Raw genomic sequence first — 2,692 nt, 5'->3', positions numbered from 1 at the left:
GCTTGATCGGGGCCTGGGTCGACCTGATCCGCGGCACGCCGTTCCTGGTGCAGATCTTCCTGATCTTCTTCATCCTGCCTGAGTTCGGCATCGAACTCGATGCCTTCACCGCCGGCATCATCGCGCTGACCAACCTCGCCGCCTGCTTCATCTGCGAGATCGTCGTTGCCGGCATCCGCTCGGTGCCGACAGGTCAGGTCGAGGCGGCGCTGGCGTCCGGCCTGTCGCGCTTGCAGCGCATGCGCCAGGTGGTCCTCCCACAGGCGATGCGCATCGTGCTGCCGCCGCTGGTCGGGCAGTATGTGCTGCTGATCAAGGATTCTTCCGTCGTCTCGGCGATCGGGCTCACCGACCTCACCCGGGTTGGCTGGCTGGTGGTGCAGCGTGTGCCCAACGGCCTGCTGGTCTTCTTCCTCGTCGGCGTCGGCTATTTCATCGTCTGCTATCCGCTGATCATGCTGGCCCGCCGGCTGGAGCAGCGCATGGGCGCGGCGCATGGCGAGGTGCAGTTGTGACTTCCAACCCCAAAGGTCCAGAAAACATGACCAAAACGGGCCTTGCCAAAACCGGCATGATCGACTTTCGCGGCGTCAACAAATGGTTCGGCACGCTCAATGTGCTCAAGGATATCACGCTCAGCGTCGAGCCGCGCGAAGTGGTCGTCGTCTGCGGCCCGAGCGGCTCGGGCAAGAGCACGCTGATCCGCTGCGTCAACGGCCTGGAGGCGATCAAGGACGGCGACCTCGTCGTCGATGGCCAACGCCTGGGCGACCCCGCCACCAACATGACGCAGCTGCGCACCGAGATCGGCTTCGTCTTCCAGTCGTTCAACCTCTACCCGCACAAGACGGCACTCGAAAACGTCACGCTCGCCCCCATCCACGTCCGCAAGATCCCGCGCGCCGAGGCTGAAAAAGCAGGCCGCGAATTGCTGGCCAAGGTTGGCCTCGCCGATAAGGTCGATGCCTATCCCGCACAGCTCTCCGGCGGCCAGCAGCAGCGCGTGGCGATCGCGCGTTGCCTTGGCATGCGACCCAAGATCATGCTGTTCGACGAGCCGACCTCGGCCCTCGATCCCGAGATGATTTCCGAAGTGCTCGACGTCATGGTGGCGGTCGCCGATGAAGGCATGACCATGATGGTGGTGACACACGAGATGGGCTTCGCCCGCAAGGTCGCCCAGCGCGTGGTGTTCATGGACGCCGGCGCCATCGTCGAAAGCGGCACGCCGGACGAGTTCTTCTCACACCCCAGGACCGACCGCAGCCGCGCTTTTCTGAGCAAGATTCTCAGACATTGAGGCGCGGTCAGGCCGCCTCTTCCGGATTGCCGCCAATGGCGAACGCAACCCGGCCGCGGCGCCTCAGCAGCACGATGGCGAGGAAGGCGATGACGCCGCTCGCGGCGACGACCACCAGGACCCACAGGGAATTGGCGACGGATGTCCGCGCCATCATGAAGGCGAGCGCGAACGGCGCGAAGGCCGAGGTGAACTGACGGGCAGCACTTGCCCATCCGAGCCGCGCACCATAGCCCTCGCGGCCGAAGAGTTCGAGCGGCAAGGTGCCGCCGACGATGCTGGTGAGGCCGGAACCGAGGCCGAACAGCAATACGAACACGAAGGCGCCGGGCAGCCATGGCGTCGTCAGGAGCAGTGCGCACAGCCCGGCTGTGACCAGCGACGCGGCGATGACGGCGAGGTGCGTTTGCTGCAGGCGGCCGCCAAACAGCATGTTGATCAGCCGGCTGGCGACCTGCGCCGGCCCGAACAGGGTCGAGACGAAAAGGCCTGCGGTCCCGAGCCCCAGCGCCGCCGTCAGCGGCACCATGTGGATGAGGATCGCCGACAGCACGAAGCCCTCGGTGGCGAACCCCGCCAGCATGAGCAGGAACACGGCCCGGCCACGCCGCGCATCGAGCCGCGTGCCCGCTTCATCGGGGGCGGGCCCGCGCTCTTGCGGCATGACTGTTGCGTGGCGGCGCGACAGGCGCATCAGCCAGGCGTGGATCGGCAGGCAGAGCCCGAGATTGAGTGCGGCGAACAAAAGATAGACCTCGCGCCATGTCAGATGCGCATGCAGCGCCGAAGTCAGTGGCCAGAACAGGGTCGAGGCGAACCCGGCGATGAGCGTCAGGTGGGTGATGCTGCGTTGCGGCCGGGGAACCCCGATCTGCACGATCGCCACGAAGGCGGCGCTGTAGAGGACGAAGCTGGAGGCCAGCTCCATTGCCAGCAATGCCAGGACGAAGGTCACGCGGTCGGGCGCGACGGCGCACAGCGCCAGCGCCACGGCTGCCGCCACCGAGCCGACGGTCATTATGCGCCCGGCGCCGAAGCGGTCGGCCCACCGCCCGGCAGTCGGCGCGAACAGGCTGCCGGCAAAGAGCGAGGCCGACAGCGCGCCGAATACCCAGCCTTCCGTGAGCCCGAACTCCCCAGCCATTGCCGGCGCGAGGATCGAGAAGCTGTAATAGAGCGTGCCGTAGCCGATGATCTGGGTCAGTCCAAGCGCCCAGATTGCCTTGCGCAGGACAGATCGTTCAGGCATCGACGCCGGCCGCCATATTCTCTCGCGTCTCGGTGGCTGGCGCGGTTGCGCAGCCGCAACCCGATGCGCCGGTTGCCTTGGCGTCCGCATCCCTGACGCAGCAGGCATCGACAGCGGCGGGCGCCGGCCCCCCCTCCCCACCC

Annotated in this window: 3 protein-coding genes; 2 read left to right on the top strand and 1 reads right to left on the bottom strand. The window is 66.6% G+C overall.

Annotated elements, in window-relative coordinates:
• Window positions 1-515, top strand: a 515-nt coding sequence (locus EN906_RS27275) for an amino acid ABC transporter permease (RefSeq protein ID WP_164777395.1), incomplete at its 5' end; no start/stop codon positions are given.
• 56 nt (window positions 516-571) lie between these two features.
• A complete protein-coding gene (locus EN906_RS27270) occupies window positions 572-1,300 on the top strand; it encodes an amino acid ABC transporter ATP-binding protein (protein WP_164748892.1) in 729 nt (242 codons plus the stop codon).
• Between the two features lie 7 nt (window positions 1,301-1,307).
• On the opposite strand, the gene arsK is transcribed toward EN906_RS27270, so the two are convergent.
• Complete coding sequence (gene arsK / locus EN906_RS27265; protein WP_127270947.1) at window positions 1,308-2,549, bottom strand: arsenite efflux MFS transporter ArsK; 1,242 nt, start codon at window positions 2,547-2,549, stop codon at window positions 1,308-1,310.
• Window positions 2,550-2,692: the final 143 nt, after the last annotated feature.

This window comes from Mesorhizobium sp. M7A.F.Ca.CA.004.06.1.1, from assembly GCF_003999135.1.
Lineage (GTDB): Bacteria > Pseudomonadota > Alphaproteobacteria > Rhizobiales > Rhizobiaceae > Mesorhizobium.
This window is presented reverse-complemented; position numbering and strand designations above follow the sequence as displayed.

Bases quoted from the DNA above. Each gene is read 5' to 3' on its own strand.
- arsK (WP_127270947.1), bottom strand. From the start codon at position 2,549: ATGCCTGAACGATCTGTCCTGCGCAAGGCAATCTGGGCGCTTGGACTG.
- EN906_RS27270 (WP_164748892.1), top strand. From the start codon at position 572: ATGATCGACTTTCGCGGCGTCAACAAATGGTTCGGCACGCTCAATGTG.